This window comes from Bacillus cereus, from assembly GCF_025917685.1.
Taxonomy (GTDB): domain Bacteria; phylum Bacillota; class Bacilli; order Bacillales; family Bacillaceae_G; genus Bacillus_A; species Bacillus_A cereus_AT.
Genome location: NZ_CP089518.1, coordinates 1427055 through 1449805 on the forward strand (window position 1 = coordinate 1427055; position 22751 = coordinate 1449805).

A 22751-nucleotide genomic window follows, 5' to 3' on the forward strand; every position below is an offset into this window, starting at 1 on the left:
TAACCTTTTTTATGTATAAGAGTTATTAAGCAATACCGATATACTTTAAAGTTTTGGATGGAGTACTGTGGTCAAAGAAATGTTGTAAAAATGCGATATCAACACCTGATTTGTATGCACAATAGCCCCAAGTTTTTCGAAGTGTATGTGAGCTAATCCCTTCTAATCCAACTTCTTTTGCAGCTTTGTTTAAAATGTACCATGCATGTTGTCTCGTAATAGACTTTGTCCCTTTTTGAGACTTTAATAATGGCTCATTACGTTTCCAAGTTTTACGTTCTTTCATGTAATCTTCGATTGCGTGCTGTAAGTCTTCATTTACAGCAAACCATTTATGTTTCTTTACTTTTTCATTGTAAAATAAAATGGAATGGCGAACATTTTCGTCTTCATCGATTACATCACTAACTTTTAATTGTAAGATTTCACTTACTTTCAAGCCAGAATTTACAGCTAATACGAATAATAAGCCATCACGTTTCGAAGATTGTAAAAGTATATTTTTGATAGTTTCTAATTGTTTTTCGTTTTGAATTGGTTGTCCTGCTTGTTTCATTTCACGCACTCTCCTCTTTTGTATGTGTAAAGGAAAGGATTAACTTGTTTCTTACTATAAAGGGAGAGTGTGAATTTCATGTGAACTCCTAGTGAAATTAAGACAAATTATTTGACTTCTTTTACTTTTTGTAAATTAAAATAAAATACAACACTATTAGTTGTATTATACACACCGTATTCAGCGCGGTGTAAGTCTAAAATGTTTTTAACAATAGATAACCCAAGACCGGTACCTCCAGTATGACGGCTACGAGAAGCATCTAAACGGTAGAAGCGATCCCAAATTTTTTCAAGACTTTCTTCTGGAATAGGATTGCCTGTGTTTTCAATTTCGATTTTCACTGTATCTTCCGTTTCTACAACAGAGACGTGTATTTTTTCACCATCTGGAGTATATCGAATTGCATTGCTAAGCAAGTTCACAACTACTTGCTCAATACGGCTACGATTTGCTTTAACAAATAGAGATGAGTCAACATGGATGTCCACTTGTAAATGTTTTTCTTCCATGCTAAATAATAATTTTGTATAGACTTGTTGAATTAATTCACCGATTGAGAATGTCGACATTTCTAGTTTGTACGTACCAGATTCAAGTTTTGCTAATTCTAACATTTCAACAATAAGTCTATTCATATTTTCTGTTTCTTCTAAAATAACATTTGTATAATAGGTCGTATCTTTACTTACGCCATCTTGAATACCTTCAGCGAAGCTACGAATAACACTAAGTGGTGTTTTTAATTCATGAGATACACCAGAAATGAATTCTTTTCTCGTTTTTTCCAATTGACGTTCGCGTTCAATATCTTGTTGTAATTTTGTATTGGCAACATTTAATCGGTCGATTCGATCTTTTAAATTTACAGAGAGTGTATTAATACTGCTTGATAATCCACCAATTTCATCATCTGCTGCAACAGGTAACTTCTCGCTAAAATCAAAGTTGGCCATTTTTTTTGTAACACGATTTATCTTAATTAATGGTTTAACAATGATTTTTGAGTAATAGAAGGATAACAAAATAATAACGAGAAACACGATAATTAAGGCATAGACATAATAATCTTTTAAAACGAGCATCGCTTCATTAACGGGTTGTAAAGATGCTATCGCAAAAGCGTACTCCTTAATTTCTCCGTTTTCCATAATAGGCTTTACAAAGACACTGTTTTTTATATTTTCCCCACTATCTAAAATATACGTGTTTAATTGATTTGAATTAGAAGTACCTTGCCTAATAGTTCTTGCAAAATATTGAACAGCTTGTAATGTTTCAAAATCCTTTGCAAGACGAATCTCAGTCTTGGAAGGAAGCTGTAATTTAGATATTATCCCAGTAAAATGGATTGGAGAACCCGTATTATTATATCGATTTTTAAGTTTATTTTTAGATGGATTACCACTAATGGATTGAAAATCTGAATTGAATTGTTCATTTTCCCATCTAGTATTATTGGTTATTAATTCTTGAGGTGTTATTATATTATTCGGTTGGAGTAGTCCGTCTACATAAATTATTCCATCTTTTTTTAATCCTAAGTTTACGAATTTATTATATTCTTCAGGTGTTAAAAGGTTGTTAAGGGGGATGGAATAGGTTTTATTATTGTTAGGATTAATCACATCAATGTAAAAACTGTTTTCACTTTTAATAATTCCGTTAGAATCTAAAAATTGGATTTCAGCATTTGTTTTATCATGAAATTCTTGTTTTAATTTTCTAGTGTCCTCAAAGTCTTGGGCGCTTTTTTCATAATTATTTACGAATTTTTCAAAAGCCGTCTGAACGGTTTTTACTTTCTTATTAATATAAAACTTCTCTAAAAATAGAGATTGTCCAAGGAAAAAAAGGAGAAATATGATTGTAAATAAAGTTGATGTTAATAAAAATAGTTTAAAGACGATGCTTCTGTTCTTCACTGTTTCACCTCGTATGAAAAATACTGTAATATAAATGATTTCTTAATTATAACAAAGGTTACAAAAAAATAGAGGGGAGAAATCTGTCTCTCTCTAAAGTAGTTTTTTATAGAAAGTCACATAAAGAGAAGGTGCAGTGACTGTCGAAGTATTGTAGCATAAAAAAGAACTCGCCAGACGTATGACAAGTTCTTTAGTGTACTATTGCTGAATTGCTGCATCTAAAGCGATTTCAATCATTTCGTTAAATGTAGTTTGACGCTCTTCAGATGTTGTTTCTTCACCAGTGAAGATATGGTCGCTTACTGTTAATACAGATAATGCATTTACACCATATTTAGCTGCTAATGTGTAAAGAGCAGTCGTCTCCATCTCTACTGCTAATACACCGTAATCTCCAAGTTTTTTAACCATGTCCATGCTCTCACGATAAAATACATCTGCTGTTAATACGTTACCAACACGAACGTGTAATCCTTTTTCTGTTCCAGCATCGTAAGCTTTCTTTAAAAGATCAAAGTTTGCAGCAGGAGCAAAATCAAAACCTGGGAATGTTAAGCGGTTCATATTAGAATCTGTACAAGCCGTCATCGCAATAATAACGTCACGTACCTTAACATCTTTTTGAATAGCACCACATGTCCCAACACGAATTAAATTTTTCACTCCGTAGCTTTGAATTAATTCGTTTACATAAATAGAAATAGAAGGAACACCCATGCCTGTACCTTGAACAGATACACGCTTTCCTTTGTAAGTTCCAGTGAAACCTAACATGCCACGCACGTTGTTATAACAAGTAACATCCTCTAAAAATGTTTCAGCAATATATTTTGCACGTAATGGATCACCAGGTAATAGAATAGATTCAGCAATTTCGCCTTGTTTTGCTTCAATATGTACACTCATGAAAAATCCTCCTTATAATGTATTGATAGAAATCAATATCATTTGCATTATACACTACGACTCCTTTCAATCAAAATCTTTTTTATTTGTAATATGTGCAAAAGAGGAGGATTTCATAAATCATAATCTAGAATATATATTTAAGAGGTTTTGCATGGATAAAGACAATAAAAATGGTAGGTGATATTTTGAAAAATCTTGTCATTGGGCTTATTACACTAGTACTTATTGTGGCAGGAGGATTTTACATAAAAAAATATCAAGAAACTGTAGAAACGACCGGAGATGTTCAAGAAGTGAAGTGGGATGTGAAAAATAAAAAGGGAAATGAAAAAATCGATATTTCGTTTCAATTGCTAAATAAAATGAATAATGAAGTTCGTGGTGTGAACGATCAAATTCGAGCAGTGATAGTAGATGGGAATTTGAAAAACATACAACAAACGAAGCCTATATTTGCTGGAAATGGATCGTATAAGCTATCTTCAGATGTAGCGAAAGGTGAAGAGTACACGATATTTTTGTATGAAGATGAAAACAAGTCCGTGGAATCATTTTCTAAGAAAGATTTTGGTGAAGAAAAAAAGGAGAAAAACAAGGACAAAAATAAAAAGAAACTACCTGTTGATACTGTACTTACAAAAAATATAGGAGAGCATCAAGTGTCTCTTTTATTCGGTGCATTACACCCGAATGAGGCAACGACATTAACATTTCAGTTTCAAGCGAAAAAGGGAGAAAAGCTGAAATTAAATTCGGGGAGAGGTGAAGTCAACGCTCTTTATATCGTTGATGAGACAAGGGAGCATTTTTTATACGCTATTCCTGTTGATATGGATGAACAATTACAATATAGAATTACATTTCCTGAAGAAGGAACATATAAAATATGGGGAGATTTCTATATAAATGGTAAAAAATATACAAAAGAGTTTAGTATACAAGTGCAAAAACGAAAAAACAGCTAAGTACTTAGCTGTTTTTTCGTTTTCCTATTAATTTTGTTACAGAGAGCATTGTAATTGGTAAAGAATGATTCTTTCGAAATGCTAAATATTTTCCACTCCATGCAGGTTTGTATTTTTCTTTGAAATGTCGTAAACCGCTGAAGCTATATGTGTAACGAACGTTATTAAATATTGCAGCGGCAACTCGTTCAGACCAGAACGATTGCGTTGATAAACCGACATTTGAGAGTGGTGCCATACCAATATTAAAGGAATGGTATTCATTTTCTTTTGCCCAGTGGAATAAGTGGATAAAAATTGCATCCATGATGCCGCTAGGAGCGTCTGGATAATAACGCATTAAATCAACAGATAATATGCCACTTTGATATACTGGCATAAAGGTTGTAAAGGCAATTATTTTTCCTTCTGCATCAGATAAAGTAGCGATAGGGGCACGGCTAATATACTCATGATCGAAGTATCCAAGTGAAAATCCTTTTTCTTTTTTTCCGCCAAGCCAAGCATCAGACACTTTCTTTAATTCCTCGTATAATTCGTCTGAGAATGGTGGCTCATGAATAGAGAATGTATAACCTTCTCGTTCAAAACGGTTGAAAGTAGCTCGCATACCAGCACGTTTTTTTCCTGTTATTGTAAACGTGTTTAAATCAACGACAGCCTCTTCGCCAAGTTTAAAGAAGTTATAGCCGAAATCGTGGTATAAGCTCATCCATTTACTTTCAATTTGATAAAATACGCAAATATACCCAAATCGATCAGCTTCAGCTAAAAATTCTTGCAACACGGTACGGTAGGAGGATGGATCACCAATTGGATCACCAAGTACAACAAGACGTTTTCCAGTAATTGAAAAGAGAAGAAGTGCTTTTCCGTCACTACTAAAGAAGAACTGCTTATCTCCTAAAAAACCTAAATGACTAAGTACGTTCCCGCCATGTTCCTCTAAGAAGTTTTCTAACCTTTTGTCATTAGCTGGTTGCCCGGGAAATTCACTACGGTAACGATTGGCAATTAGTGAACCGATAAGTAAAAAAGTAGGAACGAAAAAGGCGGCTGCTAATGCACTTCGTTTAACCTGTGTAATATTTCGAACGACAAAATCGGGTTGGAATGCTTCTTTTGCGCCTGCAAATAAAATGCCTAAGTTTTTATATAAATATAACGTAAGCAATAAGAAGATAAATACTTTTACGATATCAGAAAGAGAGACTTCCATTTTCTCGCGTAAAAATCTTTTACGAAGCATATACAACACAGCAAGTACGATTAATAAAATAAAGGTTTCTTCAATATCAATTCCTTTTAGGGTATTAAAGATTGCTGCTCCAATTAAAGAAACAATTGTCATATAGTATGAACGCTTTGTTCCGTAATATATTCCTCGCGAAAGAATCAGGAGGAGAATACCAAATGTTAATGATAAGCTAAAAGAAAATTGAATAAGGTGCTTGGGTGCTAAAATATGTAAGGCGTGAGCTCGGTTAATACTAGTTGGTAAAATTGTTGATAGAATAACCATCAAGCCAGCGAACACTGTTAAAGCAGCGGATGCCCATGAACCTAATTTTCCTAAAAAATCACGTTGTAAAGTCCAAATTACGCCAGTTGTTTCTAATGCAGGTGCAATAAATGGTTTATCTTCAATTTTTTTAATGGCTGCTCCTGTCATTTCAAAGGCTGCAAAAATGAGACCAAGGCAGAATGGTAAGATGTAATAGACAAGGCGATATAATAACATAGCAGGTAGTAATACACCTGTATCAATACCGTATTGTCCGAGTCCAGTTAAGAAAACAAGATCAAATGAACCAAGGCCACCAGGGACAAGACTTACGACACCGGCTAAAGCTGCAATTACATAAACACCTAAAAACTTTTGAAATTCAATATCAATTCCAAACAATATTAAAATGACGTACATAACGATACCAGCAGATACCCACTCAACTAATGAAACTAATGAATATAAAACTGTTGGATTTTTCTCTGCTTCTTCATCCTCTTGTCCGTCTAGCTGTTTTGTTTTTCTATTTTTAATTTTAGAAAATCCAATATATATAGGAACGAAAAGAGCAAAGAAGATAAGAACAGGCCATAACCACGGTTTTTCATGCAGAATAAAACTAGTGTCTAATATTCCAATAAGGCCGAGGAATGAAAGAATGGCTAATCCGTTAATAAAAGCGGTTGTCATCCAAGCGATGCTTTTAATAAGTTTCCCATTATCTTTTATGTGCGGACGATATAACATTGTACGTACACCGGCACCAACAAGACCACCAAAACCGATAAATCCATTTAAAGTGTTTGCAATCCATGAGATGCGGAAAATCTTTTGTACAGGTATATCGGCTTTTAAGTAACGAAGCATAACAAAGTCATAAAAGAACATTGTTGAAACGGCAAATGCACCGAGTGTAATCGCTAAAAATACTCCACCAGTTGGAATGTTTTTAATTGTTTCAATCGCTTCTAAAAAAGAAATACCTGCTAATTCTTTTTTAGCTTGAAAGAAAACAATTGTTAAGACAACAAATGGGAAGAGTATTTTCCCGATTTGTAAGAAACGTTTCCATGAAAACGACATAAATACAACTCTCCTTGTGTAAGAAAACTGAGACAATAATATTATTATGACAAACTTCAAGAAAAATAAAAAGGTAAATTCCTGTATAGGGAAGCTATTTTTTATATAGGTTATATTTAAAAGAATATTTCGTTTATCGGAAAATTGGGTTAAAATAAGGTGGAAGAAGGAAGAGAGGGGAAGTAGATGATTATAATAGGTTACGCAGGATATGAGCTAGAAAAAGAAAAACCGAATACATCAGAAGATTTTTTTAATAGATCTGAAGTGACATATGTATTAAATAATCAAGAGAAAACCTTTTCTGTCTTATATGTTCGATATTTTGAAGAAATTTTACAAGAAATTACCCCTTTTGAAGGAAATCCAGTTTATAAAGTAGAAGAACAAGACGTATATTTACGAGATATTGTAGCAATCGCTTGTTTAGTGAACAATAAAGAGCTACGCGCGCAGAAGCGCTTGTATCTCAATGAAGTAACAGACTTTCAACGATACTTTGACGAAGGAACAGTGGTGAAAGTACAAGAAATATTAGCTGAATTACATAAAAATAAAAGAGTAGAAATAGCGTAAAACGGCAAAGGAGAGAGAAGCCATGTCTAATTTGATGGTTGAAAATCAAACAGAACAAGTTTCTATATTTTTAGAAGATGTCATTTCCTTAATAACTAATTATGTAAATTATCATACGTTACCTTCTTTATTGGAGGAAACACCAACAGGAAACGAGCAATATTATAAAGGGATATTAGGGTCAATAAGAAGACTTCTTGTTTTTTGTGAAGAAGGACTTGATGCATGTTTTGTTTTGCTGAATAGCCAGCCATTTCGAAAGACAGCAGCTGAAAAAGTTTTATATAAGATTTATCATCAAGTAATTGCAGAGTTTTTTTCGCCAAAGAATGATCATTGGTATGAAAATAGTCGTTCTGCTTATACAGGGAAAAATTCTATTGTTTTTCAGCAAACACCACCTGGATCTATAGAACGAATGATGAAGGATTTAGAAGGTAAATTTCAATTGATGCGTGAAGAACTAGAATATTACGAGACAGATTATCAAACAAAAATGTTGCACAAATATTAATTAAGGAAAAGAAGCTAAGGACACTTAGCTTCTTTTCCTTTTGTCCAGTTATATAAGGGATTTTAATTGAATATAGTTAAAGTGGATAGCATCAAGGAGGTGTGACATGAGTCAGCAAGGTGTATTTACAGATTACTTTCATGAAGTAGAAAGCTGGTGTGAAAGTGTTCTTCAAGTATTAGATAGCCGTGCAATGGAAGTGTATGATGTCCATATGCTTGCTTATAAAATTCAAACGTTATTAGAGCGTATGAAAGAGCATGAATACGACACAGATGCCGAGTTTATGTATGAAATAAGTGATGATGTAGAACATATTCAACACCATTTACAGGAAGTATTTATTCAAGAAGGAGAGGAATATGAACTAAGTGAAAGAGGGGATAGCGAACGAGCTGTTCCGATTGGGGGGCATACACTCCCGCCATTACCTTATCCATATAATGCGTTAGAACCGTACATTTCACGAGAAATTATGATGTTACACCATGATAAACATCATCGCAGTTACGTGGAAGGATTAAATAAAGCAGAGAAGATGATGGAAGAAGCGAGAAAAACAAATCAATTTGATTTAATTAAGCATTGGGAAAGAGAAGCGGCTTTTCATGGATCAGGTCATTACTTACACACGATATTTTGGAATAACATGAAAAAAGATGGTGGTGGAAGTCCGAGAGGGGCTTTTTCACAACAAATTGAGCAAGATTTCGGAAGTTTTTTGCGTTTTCAAAAGCATTTCACAGAGGCAGCTTCTAAAGTGGAAGGCTCAGGATGGGCGATTCTTGTATGGGTACCCCGTTCAGGAAGGTTAGAAATTTTGCAAAGCACGCTTCATCAATTGTTTACACAGTGGGATACGATACCACTCCTTGTACTCGATGTATGGGAACATGCGTATTATTTACAATATCAAAATCGAAAAGATGAATATATTAAAAATTGGTGGAATGTTGTAAATTGGCCTGATGTAGAAAAGAGGTTTGAAAGTGCAAAGCAAATTGAATGGACGCCGTATTAGACGCATATCCCATGCGTCTTTTTTATTGGAGGTGGAAGGAAGATTTCGTTCATATTTTAAAAGGCCAAGCATACACTTGTACAAAAAGTGCCAAAAGGACGTGGGGGGAAATATGAGACGGATTTGTATAATAATTACGCTAATTATAATGTACGCAAGCATTATGCCGATTCCTACATATGCAAAAATGAACGGTGGTGTCAGTGCTCGTAACGCAGTCTTAATGGAACAGCAATCTGGTCGTGTACTTTATGGGAAATTAGAACATGAGCCACAAAAAATTGCTAGTATAACGAAAATTATGACAGCATTGTTAGCTGCTGAATCAGGAAAAATGAAAGAACTAGTATCGGTTAGTAATGAAGCAGTACGAGTAGAAGGATCGGCAATTTATTTAAAGCCTGGACAAAAGGTAAAATTAGAGGATTTAGTATACGGACTCATGCTTAGGTCTGGTAATGATGCAGCGCAAGTAATTGCTGAAAATGTAGGAGGGAGTATAGAAGGGTTCGTATATTTAATGAATGAAAAGGCGAAACAAATTGGAATGAAAGATACTCACTTTTCAAATCCTCATGGCTTGGATGGAGATGGATCACATTATTCGTCGGCCTATGATATGGCACTTTTAACGAAATATGCCATGGGGAACGAGACCTTTAAGAAGATTTTTGGAACCAAAACGTATAAATCAGATTCTTGGGATTATCCGTGGAAAAATAAACATAAGCTTGTGACATCTTATTATGAATTTGCAACAGGAGGAAAAACAGGCTTTACAAAGAAAGCAGGACGAACGCTTGTTACAACGGCATCAAAAGATGGACTAGATTTAATTGTTGTAACTTTGAGTGCTTCTAGTGATTGGGATGACCATATGAATCTGTTTGACAAAGGTTTTGACCGTTTCAAGCAAACAAAAGTTTTAGGACAAGGAGCAATTGCTGAAATAAATGAAAAGAAATATGCCAATCATGTTTATACGAAAAATAGTTTTTCGGTACCGTTAACTGAAGAGGAAAAAAAGAGCGTAGTATTAAAAGTTGAACTGGATAAAAGTGCAAAACTTACGGATGGAGTAAAGGTTGGGAAGACAGACATTTATGTTGGTAATGAAAAAGTTGGAGAACGGAATTTATTTTATAGTAAACGGAAGTTAGTAGCTACAACGGGTATGTACTGGAACAATGTGAAAGAAATTTTTTCTTACATGATAGGTGTTGGGAACGATGGTTAATCTCGTCTGGGCAGCGATGGCGGTCATAGGGGTTGTGTATGCCATGATAAACGGAACGATGGAAGAAGTAACTAAAGCTGTATTTGACGGGTCAAAAGATGCGGTAACGATTTGCATAGGACTTATTAGCGTTTTAGTATTTTGGCTGGGCTTAATGAAAATTGCAGAGGAAGCAGGGTTGTTAAAAAAGTTAGTTACACTTTTTATGCCGATAGTAAAAAGATTGTTTCCAGAAATACCGAAGGATCATCCGTCAATGGGATTTATTCTATCGAATATGATGGCGAACTTTTTTGGACTAGGTAATGCAGCAACCCCTCTCGGTATTAAAGCGATGGAACAACTGAAAGAATTAAATGGAGGGAAGGATTCGGCCAGTCGCTCTATGGTGACGTTTCTAGCATTAAATACATCAGCTATTACTTTAATTCCTACTACAGTCATTTCGATTCGAATGACTTATGAATCAGCGAATCCTACTGAAATTGTTGGGGTAACATTCATTGCACAAGTGCTCTCGATGATCGGAGCAATTTGGATTGACCGCTATTTTTACCAAAGAAGGAGTAGAAAGGGGCGGAAAAAATGAGTATTGTAAATACAATTTCATTATGGGTAATCCCTTGTGTAATTGGTTTTATCCTTTTATATGGCACGATAAAGAAAGTTCCGACGTATGAATCGTTCGTTGAGGGAGGAAAAGAAGGGATTCAAATTGCAGTTTCCATTTTACCGTTTATGGTTGGAATGCTTGTATCCATTTCTATTTTCCGGGCATCAGGTGCTTTAGATGCAATGATATCTGTAATGAAGCCGATGTTAGATTTAATTCATGTCCCAGCAGAAATCGTTCCACTTGCGCTTATACGTCCTATTTCGGGATCTGCCGGTTTAAGTATTACAACCGATTTAATTGCCACATATGGACCAGATTCGTTTATTGGAAGATTAGCTTCTACGATGCAAGGTAGTACAGATACGACATTTTATATTTTAACGGTATACTTTGGGGCTGTTGGTATTAGAAAAATGGGAGATGCATTAAAAGTAGGACTTTTTGCAGATTTAATCGGGATTATTTGCTCAATTGTGTTTGTTTCTTTATTGTTTCAGTAATACTATTCATTTTTTAAGCTATTTCGCTTATAATACGTATACGACCACTATTAAGGTGTAGCTTAATGGTGGTTTTTTTATGCAGTATTTTTGACAAAATGATGAACTTTTATTGTGAGAAATATGAAAAATATGGACAATAATAAAGGATAAAAACATGATTTGACCTTTATATGTTTATTATCATCGCTATGTTGTTTAAGTGAGATGAGGTGAACAGTCGTAAAACGTATGCGGTTGCCAAGTCTTTCTAATGTAAGGTAAGATAAATTCGAGGTGAAAAAAAGAAATGGAACGATTACAAAAAGTGATTGCGCAAGCAGGTATTGCATCGAGAAGAAAGGCTGAGGAATTAATTCAGCAAGGGAAAGTGAAAGTTAATGGGAAAATAGTGAAGGAGTTAGGAACAAAAGTAACTCCTCAAGATAAAGTAGAAGTAAATAACATCCCTCTTGAAAAAGAAGAACCTGTTTATTTTTTACTATATAAACCAACTGGTGTAATTTCAAGTGTATCAGATGATAAAGGAAGAAATGTTGTAACAGACTTTTTCCCTGAAATTACACAACGTTTATTCCCAATCGGACGTCTAGATTATGATACGTCTGGCGTATTATTGATGACAAACGATGGAGATTTCGCCAATGTATTAATGCACCCGAGATATAAAGTTGACAAAACATATGTTGCAAAAATTAAAGGACCATTAACAGGTGAGAAAATTCGCATGTTAGAACGAGGTGTTACATTAGAAGACGGGAAAACAGCACCAGCAAATGTGAAAATTATTTCTTGGGACAAGCGTAAAGAGATGGCAATTGTACAATTAACAATTCATGAAGGTCGTAACCGTCAAGTACGTCGTATGTTTGAAGCGTTAGACTGTAAAGTTGTGAAATTAAAACGTGAACGTTATGCTTTCTTAGAAGTAGGGAGCCTGCGACCTGGTGATGCGAGAGAATTGACGCCACATGAGGTGAAACAATTACGCGCGCTTGCTTCTACAAAGCCAAGATAAGCTATAGAGTTACAATTTCACCAGTGGAGTGCTCTGCTGGTGATTTATTCAATACATACATTTATCGAGGAGAGGAGAGACAATATGAAAAAAAATCGCTTATTATTTCGTGTTATCATTCTGCTCATTTTAAGCGGTGCTGTAGGATTTACACTCTATCAAGGATTTTTCGCTGATAAAGAGAAAATGCAAATTGGAAAAGAAGCACCTAATTTTGTTGTGACGGATTTGGAAGGAAAGAAAATTGAATTAAAAGACCTAAAGGGAAAAGGTGTATTTTTAAACTTTTGGGGAACTTGGTGTAAACCTTGTGAAAAAGAAATGCCTTACATGAATGAGCTATATCCGAAATATAAGGAAAAAGGCGTTGAAATTATTGCGTTAGATGCAGATGAAACGGATATCGCAGTAAAGAACTTTGTAAACCAATATGGTTTAAAATTCCCAGTTGCGATTGATAAAGGAACAAAGATTATAGGGACATATGGAGTAGGACCATTACCTACAAGCTTTTTGATTGATAAAGATGGAAAAGTAGTGGAGAAAATTATAGGTGAACAAACGAAAGAACAGTTAGAAGGGTATTTAAAGAAAATTACTCCGTAATAAAGAAAGCCTTTACATATGAGGTGCTTACGTATAGCGCCTTCGATTTGAAATTTCTGAGTATTGCGGTAACTTAAAGGTAGAATATACAATAGTACATATAGATACAGGGGCGGTGAGAGTATTGAAAGAAATTAAGTGTGAATGTGGACATGTTAATCCGATAGGAACCGTGTTTTGTGAAGCTTGCGGAAAACCATTTGAAGGCAATGAGAATGTGAAATTACTAGATATGAGATATGAGGGAAGCGCACGAAGATCTCTCACACATACAAAAACGATAGTAGATAAAATCTGGAGTTTTTTCTCTTCTGTAAAAGTAGGTGTATGGTTAATCGTAATAACTTTAGCTGCATCGGCAATAGGAACTATCTTTCCTCAAGAAATGTACATAACTCCAGGAATCGAACCAGCTGAATATTATAAGACAGAGTATGGCTTTTTAGGGCAATTATACTATCAATTAGGATTTAATAATTTATATGGATCATGGTGGTATATGATTTTAATTGCTTCCATTGGTATTTCACTTGTTATATGTAGTTTAGACCGTGTAATTCCTCTATATAAAGCTTTAAAAAAACAAGGGGTGAAAAGACACCCAGGCTTTTTAAAGAGACAGAGATTGTACGGGACTGGTTCGCCGCAAGAGGGTGATTTAGACAAAATTCAAGTGAATTTAAAGAAGAGAAATTATAATGTAAAAGTAGAAGACGGTAATATTTTAGCAGAAAAAGGACGTTTCTCTCGCTGGGGTCCATATGTGAATCATATTGGTCTTATTATCTTTTTATTGGGTTCAATGCTGCGCTTCTTACCAAGTATGTACGTGGACGAAGCCCTTTGGTTACGTGATGGTGAAACGAAAGAAATACCAGGAACTGATGGACAATACTATTTGAAAAACGAAAAGTTTATAAAGGAAGTTTATGATAAGAGTAAGGATAAAGAAGTTTATGATGAGGCGATTGATCGTATTGGTGATAAAATGATCGCGAAAAATTTCCAAACGAATGCCGTATTATATAAAGCGGTCGGGGAAAATATAGCAGGTCAAAAGCCTAAATTAGAAAAGGTAAAAGAAGCTGAAATTCGAGTGAATGAACCACTGAAGTTTGACCAATTTGCTGTTTATCAAGTGGATTATAAGGAAAGTGAATTTAAAAGTATGTCCTTCCATTTGCAAAATAAAACAAATAATCAAAAGTGGGGACCGATTAAAGTGAATTTAGCGAATCCTACAGAAAAATATGATTTAGGAAACGGGTATTCTCTAGAACTATTAAGCTATTTTCCTGATTTTTATTTTGATGAAAATGGAAAGCCGAATACGAAGACAAAATTGCCAAACAATCCTGCATTCGTCTTTAAAATGTTTACCCCAGAAACACCAGATGGTGAAGTGAGCTTTGTTGGTATTCAGCAAAATATAGAACCTGACGGGAACAATAAATATAAAATGTCATTTGCAGGTGTGGAAATGCAAAATGCAACAGCACTTACTGTAAGAAAAGATTTAACGCTTTGGATTCTTGGTATTGGTGGATTTATATTTATGGTTGGTGTGATTCAAGGTATGTATTGGAACCATCGCCGTATTTGGATACAACGCGTCAATGATGAGTGGTGGGTTGCAGGTCATACAAATAAAAATTGGTTCGGTTTAAAGAAAGATATTGAAAGAGTACTAGAAGGAACAGCGATTCCGCAACCAAACGATAAAATGAATGATAAAAAAATTAGTTAAGGTGGGGAAACGATATGGTGCAAATAAGTAGTAATTTTCTGTTCGCTGCGTTCATCTTATATTTAATCGCAACTTTATTTTTTGGAGGAGCAATTAAAGAAAAAGGTAACAAGTGGGCAAATATAGGTATAACAATAACAATTTTAGGTTTTGTAGCCCAAACGGTATATTTTATAACGAGATGGATCGCTTCAGGACATGCACCAGTTAGTAATTTCTTCGAGTTTGGTACCTTCTTCGGGATGATGCTTGTTGGCGCTTTTATTGTTATGTATTTTATGTATCGCGTAAGTATTATCGGATTGTTTGCATTGCCAATCGCGCTTTTATTAATTGCATATGCAAGCATGTTTCCTAGAGAAATATCACCGCTTATCCCATCTTTAAAAAGTAATTGGCTACATATTCATGTAACGACAGCGGCAGCAGGACAAGCGATTTTAGCAATTAGTTTTATTACGGGCGTAATGTATTTACTGAAAAATGTAGATCAATCAACAAGAAGTAAGCGCACATTTTGGTTAGAAACAGTAGTTTTCACACTTGTTTGTACGGTTGGATTTATTGGAGTAACAACGGTATTCTCTAGTATGAAATACGAAGCAAAGTTTCAATGGATTGATAAAAATGAACAACAAGTCGAGATGAAGTATAATCTTCCAGCTTTAGTTGGACCACATGAAGGGAAGTTAATAACAGAAAATAAATTAGAGCCGACAGTAGAAGTTCCAGCAATTGTAAACGCAAAAAAATTAAATACTGTTATTTGGTCAGTGATAGTTGGAACACTACTTTATATTGTATTAAGACTTGTTTTACGCAAACGAGTATCAGCGGCACTTCAGCCGTTAGTAAAGAATACGAATAGTGATTTACTAGATGAAATCGGATATCGTTCTATTGCGATAGGGTTCCCAGTGTTTACGTTAGGAGCGTTAATCTTTGCAATGATCTGGGCTCAAATTGCTTGGACGCGCTTTTGGGGTTGGGATCCAAAAGAAGTTTGGGCACTTATTACATGGCTCTTTTATGCTGCGGTATTACATTTACGTTTATCTAAAGGATGGCATGGAGAAAAGTCTGCTTGGCTTGCAGTAATTGGTTTTGCAATAATTATGTTTAACTTTATTGTAGTAAACTTAATTATTGCGGGTTTACATTCATATGCATAGAGAAATAAAATAGGAGAGTGTATGTCACTTTCCTATTTTATTTTTGTCAACTTTTCTTCTTTTTTGAGAAAAACATGACAAAGTAGCGGTTGATTTTGTAAAATGATGTCGAGGACATTATATACTGTTCAAAAAAAATACATAGTTTTGGAAAAAAAATGAACAAACTTTATTATTCTTGTGAAGCATAATATGGAAAGTGAAACGTTTAAAAAATATTTTGTTAAATGAGAATAAGTGCAACATTATATTGTAGAAGGGTAGGTGTGAACCGTTGCGCTAAAATGCGTAGCGGGTAGAAATGGAAAATGAATCAAGAATATTAATTGTAGACGATGAGGATCGTATTCGTCGCTTATTGAAAATGTATTTAGAAAGAGAGCAATACACAATTGAAGAAGCAGATAATGGTGATACAGCTTTAGAAATGGCCTTACAAAATGATTATGATTTAATCTTATTAGATCTTATGATGCCTGGTAAAGATGGTATCGAAGTGTGCAAAGGGGTTCGTGAGAAGAAAGCGACGCCAATTATTATGCTGACAGCAAAAGGTGAAGAAGTAAATCGGGTACAAGGGTTTGAGGTAGGAACTGATGATTATATCGTGAAACCATTTAGCCCTCGTGAAGTAGTGCTTCGTGTGAAAGCGGTATTACGCCGTGCTGTACCAACAACATTCTTTACACAGGATACAACGACGAAAGATGTTACTGTGTTCCCACATTTAACAATTGATAACGACGCACATCGTGTTACAGCAGATGGTAATGAAGTGAATTTAACACCGAAAGAGTATGAATTACTATTATTCTTAGCGAAAGCTCCAGATAAAGTGTTTGACCGTGAGCAATTGTTAAAAGAAGTATGGCAATATGAATTCTTCGGAGATTTACGTACAGTTGATACGCATGTAAAGCGTTTACGTGAGAAGTTAAGTAAAAAATCACCAGATGCTGCGAAGATGATTGTTACTGTTTGGGGCGTTGGTTACAAGTTTGAGGTTGTGAACGACTGATGCTTTGGAGAAGTGTAGTAGGGAAGTTATGGATGACCATATTACTTCTCGTTTCGTTTGTTCTTGGATTTGTTGCGATTTTACTTTCGCAGTTTTTTAGAACGTATTATGTTGATATGAGTGAAGCTAGGCTTCAAAAAGTTGCAACTAGTGTTTCAGAGTTAATTGAAGAAGGTGCCGATGTAAAAACGATTGAGAATATCGCGTATAAATTCTCTGATCCACTTTCAAGAATCATTATTGTAGAAGATGGTAAGGAGATTTCCTCTTCTCCGAAACAAGAAGGGTTAGTTACTCTAACGATAGATGATTTAAAAGAAGATAAAGAATTAGCTGCTGTATTTAAAGACAAAAAAGAAATTAAAAATAACATTAGAAAAGCTTCTAATAGTAGGAAGAATAAAAATACTGAAAATGATATTATGATCGTCGGAAAACCGGTGCAATCAAAAAATCAAAGTGCAGTGTTCGTATATGAATCATTGCAAGTGCCGATACAAGGTATGGAGAGAACGACTGATTTTATTTTCTTATCGGCTGGGATTGCGATTATATTAACAACCTTCTTTGCGTTCTTCTTATCTACTCGAATTACAGCACCGCTTCGTAAAATGCGTGAGGTTGCTTTTGAGGTGGCACGTGGGAAGTTTGATGCAAAGGCTCCTATGGTTTCTCAGGATGAAATTGGTGAGCTTGCAACGGCCTTAAATCAAATGGGGAAACAGTTGAAGTTTAATATGAATGCCTTGCAGCAAGAAAAAGAACAGTTAGCTAGTATTTTGAGTAGTATGGCAGATGGGGTTATTACGTTAAATCAAGAAGGGGAAGTCGTAGTTATTAATCCACCGGCCGAACATTTCTTACAAGTTTGGCAAGAAGAAAAAGAGATAGAGCTAAGTAAAAAACTACCTTCTGAACTTGTTGAACTATTCCATCTCGTTGTAGAAAGTGAGCAACAACAAGTTGTTGAAATTAATTTGCAAAAAGGTAACTACGTAGTTCTTATGACGCCGCTTTACAATCAAACGAAAATTCGTGGGGCTGTAGCAGTGTTGCGTGATATGACGGAAGAACGTCGCCTTGAGAAGATGCGTCAAGACTTTATCGCGAATGTATCACATGAACTTCGTACACCAATGGTCATGCTTCAAGGGTATAGTGAAGCGATTTTAGATGATATTGTGCAAACGAAAGAGGAAATTAATGAGTTTGTTCAAATCATTTATGATGAATCTGTTCGTTTAGGTAAGCTTGTAAATGAATTATTAGATTTAGCTCGTATGGAAAGTGGTCACGTAGAGTTACATATTGGTGAAGTAGATATTCATCCATTTGTCGAAAAAATTGGCCGTAAATTCCAAGGGATTGCAAAGGATAAAGAAGTTCAATTAACAGTTGATTTCCAAAGCCCAATTGAACAATATCCGTTTGATGCAGATCGTATGGAGCAGGTATTGACGAATTTAATTGATAATGCAATCCGTCATACAAATGCGGGTGGACATGTTACACTTGTAATTAATACGGAAAATAGTGGGCTTACTTTTGAAGTGCAGGATTCAGGTGCGGGTATTCCAGAAGAAGATATTCCATTCTTGTTCGATCGGTTCTATAAAGCTGACAAAGCGAGAACGCGTGGGAAAAAGGTTGGAACTGGACTCGGACTTGCGATTGCTAAAAATATTGTTCAAGGTCATGATGGAAAGATTTCTGTATCCAGTGTCGTTGGAGAAGGAACTACATTCTCTGTATATTTACCAAATCGTATAATTTAGATATATATGTTTTTTAAAAGTGATAATGAATAAAAGCTCTACTGTTTTTTTATTTTTTTGTAAGTTCAATTAAATAAAGAATGGTAGAGTTTTTTCTTTAATAATCAGTATGAAAAAGAGAGGTGTCATAATGAAATGAAACTTTATACAAAAACAGGAGATAAAGGGGAAACGAGTGTAATAGGTGGCCGAGTGGATAAAGATCATATACGTGTAGAAGCTTATGGCACAATTGATGAGGCGAATTCTCATATCGGATACGCGCTGTCAAAATTGCAAGAGGAATGTTTTCGTGACATTTATAACGAGCTTGAAAATATTCAACATGAACTATTTGATTGTGGAGGAGATTTAGCAATAGTAGAGAAGAAAATCCCCTATAAAGTAACGATAGAGATGGTGGAGTATTTAGAGAGAAGAATTGATTTGTATACAGAAGAAGCGCCGCCATTAGAACGTTTTATTTTACCAGGTGGTAGCGAGGGATCAGCTGCAATACACATTGCACGTACAGTTATAAGAAGAGCAGAACGTTGTATAGTGTCATTGCAAAAAGAAGGAGAAACCAATGAAATTGTTCTAAAGTATGTAAATAGGTTATCTGATTATTTGTTTGCGGTAGCTAGAGTAATAAATGCGCGTTTACAAGTGAAAGATGTGGAATATAACCGCAGTGCACTTGTTTTTCGCAATAAAGAAGAGAAGGAAGTGGAGTAATTCACTTCCTTTTTTTGTATACTTTTTTCTGTAATATCCCACAATAGAGAAGGTATGACGGTTATTAGAAAACGGAGGATGTATATGAAAGCGTTAAAATGTGGCGTGGTGATATTGAGTATATTATTTTTATCTCAATTACATATTTACGCTGAAGAGAATCAGTGGATATGGCCTGTTGATGGGCAGGTAAGTGATTATTTTGGGACAAGACATGGGAAACACTATGGTATTGATATAGCTGCGTCCATTGGAACGCCTGTTGCAGCTATTCAAAATGGTAAGGTGACAAAGTCTTATTTTTCAAGTAGTTATGGAAATGTTGTGTTTATTAAACATGGAGAATATGAGGCTGTTTATGCGCATTTAAATAAGAGATATGTAGTTCAAGGGGATAATATTTCAAAAGGAGAGCGAATTGGAGAGGTAGGGAATACAGGAGAATCGAGAGGAGCGCATTTACATTTAGAAGTGCATCAAGGAAGATGGACGGTGGAGAAAAGGAATGCGATGAATCCGTTGCTTGTTTTAAATGAACAAAAAAATCAAGTCGTGTCATCATCATTATATGTTGTACAAAAAGGTGACACTTTAGTTAGTATTGCTCGAAGATTTAGTATGACAGTTGAGGAAATCAAAGTGAGAAATGGATTACGACAAGAGCGAATCTATCCGAACCAACAACTATACGTTAAGTAAAGGAAACTTCCCAAAGTATAACTTTTGAATAGATTTTTGAGAATACGATAGTAAATGAATTTATATCGATGTTTCGACAAGAAATGTTGACTTAGCAATAACGTACGAAGATAAGAGTAACCTATTCCTAACGAAAAACCGTCCCAAAAAATCTTTTGGGACGGCTTCTTTTACCAAAAAATAAAGACACATATAAATCCAGAAATAGCTAAGTAGCTATATAAGTAAAAGACTTTTGTTCTTGTTTTTTCTTTTGTCCGGAATAGTACGATAGTTGGTTCGATTAGACCAATTGTAAGACAAAGTAAACCAAGAAGCATAAAGCCAATTGAAAGAGAATACAGGGCGATTTGTGGTGCTTGAAATGGAATCATCCATTTTAATAAAAATGCAATAAGTGCAGTGTAACAAATGCTACCGATGTATTTATTCAATGGTGTATTAGAACGGAAACCAGGAAGTTTCTTGGAAAAAGGACGGGAAACAACTTCAATTTGTAAAGATGTATGTTCTTCAATTATTTTTTGAGCTTCTTTTCCTTTTTGGAAAAGGGATAAAATCCAGTTTCGCTCACCTTGGAAAATAAATTGAGAAGTTGTTAAATAGTGATCAACTTTTACCTTATTCCAACTCTTCCATGGATGACGCTCGCACAATTTTAATTTACTTTCTGTTTTTTTATCGTACTGATAAATACTTATGCCATCTTGGTCAAAAGTAGCGTAGTATGTCTCTTGTGAGAATGTGCCTAGATCAATTGGACAGTAGAAAAGTAATTCTTTTTTTAAATAAAAGTATTCTTTTCTTAAGTTCTTTTTCATTGCTTCTCGAATAGAGTGTCTTTTATCTTTCTTCATGACATTTCCTCCATAACTCAGAAAATGTTCTTATCTTAACAATTCAACATCTTATCACTTTTAACGATATATGACTAGGGGATTCATAAGAGAAATACCGAATTATAAAAAATATGGGTTGTATTGTAAAATATATTGATTGTATCTTTGGTTATATAAAATTAATAACTTATTTTTAATAAGTTACACTTTTTTTGTTCACAATACGATTATGTTGTTGTATAATGAAGTGGAAAATAGAATATCGGTCTATCTTCGGGGCAGGGTGAAAATCCCGACCGGCGGTGATGAACAGTTAATAATTTCGTTCTAAGCCCGCGAGCCGTTAAGGCAGGATTTGGTGTGATTCCAAAGCCGACAGTATAGTCTGGATGGGAGAAGATGGAGGTTCAAGCGTTCAAAAAAGATAAGTATTTGAACGTCTGTTTGATGTGCCTTAAAATTCTCCCTTTGTGTAAATCGCAAAGGGTTTTTTCGTTCTATGAAAAAATAGGCATAGCAGAACCTTTCCACTTTCCATGAGAAGATCGATGGAAAAGGAGAGAGAAAGATGAAACAAAAAAGCAGTGTAGTGCAGATGGTGAGTGTAGCGATGCTAAGTAGTATTGCGTATTTACTAATGATGTTGGATTTTCCATTCCCAGGGCTTCCGCCATTTTTAAAAATTGATTTTAGTGATGTGCCAGCTTTAATTGCGGCGATTATTTTTGGGCCGATTGCAGGAGTAATTGTAGAAGCGATAAAAAATATTTTACATTACGGGATTCAAGGAAGTTTAACGGGAGTGCCAGTTGGAGAAATTGCAAACTTTATTGCAGGATGTTTATTTATTGGACCAGCGGCTTTCTTATTTAGAAAGTATCGTACTGTAAAGAGTTTAACGACAGGATTAATGCTAGGGACAATTACAATGGCGTTAATCATGAGTGTATTAAACTACATCATCATATTCCCAGCTTACACTTGGTTTTTAAATTCACCAGCTATGTCTAGTGATGCTATAAAAACAACGGTTGTAACGGCAATCTTACCATTTAATTTGATTAAAGGAATTGTAGTGACAATTGTATTTGTAGCGTTATTCTCACGCCTGAAAGTATGGGTGTTTGCAAAAATGAATAATGCATAAAATATAAAGTGAAACTTTAATCAGTGAGGGTTTTGTTCATCCCCCGCTGATTATTAGCCTTCACCTATCGGGCATTTACGGGCAGCCCGACCCTCACCTAACTTCTTTACTTTCGTTGTTGAGGTAGGGGTCTTACTGCCCGTTGATGCGGGGTAAAATAAAACCATTAGTAGTATGGACTACTAATGGTTTTTTATTAAGTAGAATGAAAATAGAAAACAAAAAATACCCCTCATCCATATGAGGGGTATTTTTTGAAGTTAATAAAAGACTATTCGAATTTTAAAGAGTCGCCATCAAATGATTCGTCAGCAACTTTAATCGAGTCAGTTGGACAGCCTTCGAATGCATCCATCATATCTTCAATTAATACATCTGGAATTTCAACGATACCTTGGTTATCGTCTAATGTTACAAATGCAATACCTTCATCATCATAGTCATAAATGTCTGGTGCAGCAGCGCCACAAGCACCACATGCAATACAAGTATCTTTATCAACGATTGTATATTTTGCCATCTTTTTTCCCTCCTGATAATATGTATGTGAAAAGTTCGTCAAAAAATTATAACCTTATTGTAAAACGGTTTTTAAAACTTT

The 22751-nt window shown here is 34.9% G+C and carries 22 protein-coding genes and 1 riboswitch; of the genes, 16 read left to right on the top strand and 6 right to left on the bottom strand.

Annotated features, from left to right (window positions below):
- Positions 1–25: 25 nt before the first annotated feature.
- From LUS72_RS07375 to deoD, 3 genes are all read right to left on the bottom strand, one after another.
- A complete protein-coding gene (locus tag LUS72_RS07375; RefSeq protein ID WP_000806230.1) occupies positions 26–556 on the bottom strand; it encodes a tyrosine-type recombinase/integrase in 531 nt (176 codons plus the stop codon).
- 107 nt (positions 557–663) lie between these two features.
- Entirely contained in the window at positions 664–2481 is a 1818-nt protein-coding gene (locus tag LUS72_RS07380; protein WP_097831755.1) for a sensor histidine kinase, read from the bottom strand.
- A gap of 201 nt (positions 2482–2682) precedes the next feature.
- Entirely contained in the window at positions 2683–3390 is a 708-nt protein-coding gene (gene deoD / locus LUS72_RS07385; RefSeq protein WP_000110707.1) for a purine-nucleoside phosphorylase, read from the bottom strand.
- A 173-nt stretch (positions 3391–3563) separates the two neighbouring features.
- Here deoD and LUS72_RS07390 point away from each other — a divergent pair, with 173 nt between their 5' ends.
- Entirely contained in the window at positions 3564–4358 is a 795-nt protein-coding gene (locus LUS72_RS07390; protein WP_097831754.1) for a hypothetical protein, read from the top strand.
- Positions 4359–4362: 4 nt separating this feature from the next.
- Here LUS72_RS07390 and mprF read toward each other — a convergent pair whose 3' ends face one another.
- Positions 4363–6948: a bifunctional lysylphosphatidylglycerol flippase/synthetase MprF gene (mprF, locus tag LUS72_RS07395; protein WP_097831753.1), complete on the bottom strand. Its 2586-nt coding sequence runs from the start codon at positions 6946–6948 to the stop codon at positions 4363–4365.
- Positions 6949–7134: 186 nt separating this feature from the next.
- Between mprF and LUS72_RS07400 the strand changes: the two genes are divergently transcribed.
- From LUS72_RS07400 to LUS72_RS07465, 14 genes are all read left to right on the top strand, one after another.
- Positions 7135–7524: a hypothetical protein gene (locus LUS72_RS07400; RefSeq protein ID WP_097831752.1), complete on the top strand. Its 390-nt coding sequence runs from the start codon at positions 7135–7137 to the stop codon at positions 7522–7524.
- Positions 7525–7546: 22 nt separating this feature from the next.
- Complete coding sequence (locus LUS72_RS07405; protein WP_000067564.1) at positions 7547–8038, top strand: YpuI family protein; 492 nt, start codon at positions 7547–7549, stop codon at positions 8036–8038.
- Positions 8039–8144: 106 nt separating this feature from the next.
- Positions 8145–9059 carry a superoxide dismutase gene (locus LUS72_RS07410; RefSeq protein ID WP_097831751.1) on the top strand — a complete coding sequence of 305 codons (915 nt, stop codon included), beginning with the start codon at positions 8145–8147 and terminating at the stop codon, positions 9057–9059.
- 112 nt (positions 9060–9171) lie between these two features.
- Positions 9172–10296 carry a D-alanyl-D-alanine carboxypeptidase DacB gene (gene dacB / locus LUS72_RS07415; protein ID WP_097831750.1) on the top strand — a complete coding sequence of 375 codons (1125 nt, stop codon included), beginning with the start codon at positions 9172–9174 and terminating at the stop codon, positions 10294–10296.
- The gene (spmA, locus tag LUS72_RS07420; RefSeq protein ID WP_097831749.1) at positions 10289–10885 is read left to right on the top strand and encodes a spore maturation protein SpmA; all 597 of its coding nucleotides are present in this window, start codon (positions 10289–10291) and stop codon (positions 10883–10885) included. The genes dacB and spmA overlap by 8 nt, the downstream gene beginning before the upstream one ends.
- Positions 10882–11412, top strand: a complete 531-nt coding sequence (spmB, locus tag LUS72_RS07425; RefSeq protein WP_000029515.1) for a spore maturation protein SpmB — start codon at positions 10882–10884, stop codon at positions 11410–11412. The genes spmA and spmB overlap by 4 nt, the downstream gene beginning before the upstream one ends.
- A gap of 289 nt (positions 11413–11701) precedes the next feature.
- Positions 11702–12430 carry a 23S rRNA pseudouridine(2605) synthase RluB gene (gene rluB, locus LUS72_RS07430; RefSeq protein WP_097831748.1) on the top strand — a complete coding sequence of 243 codons (729 nt, stop codon included), beginning with the start codon at positions 11702–11704 and terminating at the stop codon, positions 12428–12430.
- Between the two features lie 84 nt (positions 12431–12514).
- A complete protein-coding gene (gene resA / locus LUS72_RS07435) occupies positions 12515–13036 on the top strand; it encodes a thiol-disulfide oxidoreductase ResA (protein WP_097831747.1) in 522 nt (173 codons plus the stop codon).
- 124 nt (positions 13037–13160) lie between these two features.
- Positions 13161–14783: a cytochrome c biogenesis protein ResB gene (gene resB / locus LUS72_RS07440; RefSeq protein WP_141533340.1), complete on the top strand. Its 1623-nt coding sequence runs from the start codon at positions 13161–13163 to the stop codon at positions 14781–14783.
- A gap of 14 nt (positions 14784–14797) precedes the next feature.
- On the top strand, positions 14798–15955 hold the full coding sequence (gene resC, locus LUS72_RS07445; RefSeq protein WP_097831745.1) for a cytochrome c biogenesis protein ResC: 1158 nt from the start codon (positions 14798–14800) through the stop codon (positions 15953–15955).
- Positions 15956–16256: 301 nt separating this feature from the next.
- Positions 16257–16973: a DNA-binding response regulator ResD gene (gene resD / locus LUS72_RS07450; protein WP_000426861.1), complete on the top strand. Its 717-nt coding sequence runs from the start codon at positions 16257–16259 to the stop codon at positions 16971–16973.
- Complete coding sequence (resE, locus tag LUS72_RS07455) at positions 16973–18748, top strand: sensor histidine kinase ResE (protein WP_097831744.1); 1776 nt, start codon at positions 16973–16975, stop codon at positions 18746–18748. The genes resD and resE overlap by 1 nt, the downstream gene beginning before the upstream one ends.
- A gap of 135 nt (positions 18749–18883) precedes the next feature.
- Positions 18884–19465 (top strand): cob(I)yrinic acid a,c-diamide adenosyltransferase, encoded by a 582-nt coding sequence (locus LUS72_RS07460; RefSeq protein ID WP_097831743.1) that lies wholly within the window; start codon positions 18884–18886, stop codon positions 19463–19465.
- A gap of 84 nt (positions 19466–19549) precedes the next feature.
- Positions 19550–20164, top strand: coding sequence for a peptidoglycan DD-metalloendopeptidase family protein (locus tag LUS72_RS07465; RefSeq protein ID WP_097831742.1), 615 nt, complete (start codon positions 19550–19552; stop codon positions 20162–20164).
- A 170-nt stretch (positions 20165–20334) separates the two neighbouring features.
- Here the strand turns inward: LUS72_RS07465 and LUS72_RS07470 are convergent, their stop codons facing one another.
- On the bottom strand, positions 20335–21021 hold the full coding sequence (locus LUS72_RS07470) for a hypothetical protein (RefSeq protein WP_097831741.1): 687 nt from the start codon (positions 21019–21021) through the stop codon (positions 20335–20337).
- A 247-nt stretch (positions 21022–21268) separates the two neighbouring features.
- A riboswitch (FMN riboswitch) is annotated at positions 21269–21408 on the top strand.
- Positions 21409–21571: 163 nt separating this feature from the next.
- Between LUS72_RS07470 and LUS72_RS07475 the strand changes: the two genes are divergently transcribed.
- On the top strand, positions 21572–22150 hold the full coding sequence (locus LUS72_RS07475; protein WP_097831740.1) for an ECF transporter S component: 579 nt from the start codon (positions 21572–21574) through the stop codon (positions 22148–22150).
- A 271-nt stretch (positions 22151–22421) separates the two neighbouring features.
- Here the strand turns inward: LUS72_RS07475 and LUS72_RS07480 are convergent, their stop codons facing one another.
- Entirely contained in the window at positions 22422–22670 is a 249-nt protein-coding gene (locus LUS72_RS07480) for a ferredoxin (RefSeq protein ID WP_001151994.1), read from the bottom strand.
- Between the last annotated feature and the right edge of the window lie 81 nt (positions 22671–22751).